This window comes from Dellaglioa sp. CoH-56-MRSF-13 (genome assembly GCF_056782095.1).
In genome coordinates this window covers 1-291 of record NZ_JBXAYC010000149.1, presented here as the reverse complement: position 1 = coordinate 291, position 291 = coordinate 1, and the positions used below count along the sequence as shown (strand labels likewise).

The window sequence follows — 291 nt, the reverse complement described above, 5'->3', positions numbered from 1 at the left end:
CAGCTTGCTGGGATTGCCAAATCTGCTGCGTGCCCTGAGCCACGAGAGGCTGTTGCACACCCGTCACGTTCTGAATGATCCAGCGATTTGCCTCGATTGCGTTGGGAAAGGTGCGGACTGCGGCACGCGTCTTGATGATTTCCGCAAACTCGTTTTGGTTTTCCACCTTTTTCTCGTTGTCGAGAAGCGGCGTCCATTCTTTGTCTCCCGGATTCCGAATCATGACGATCCAGTGCGGCGCACTGTAGCGGGCTACGGCCTCGATGGATCGTGCTTTGCGCATTTTTGTGA

At 55.0% G+C, this 291-nt stretch carries 1 protein-coding gene; it reads right to left on the bottom strand.

Translation table 11 applies throughout. The features are described 5' to 3' along the window. The coding region (locus AC1RP1_RS08255; RefSeq protein ID WP_481762761.1) for a hypothetical protein at positions 1-291 on the bottom strand (291 nt) is incomplete at both ends.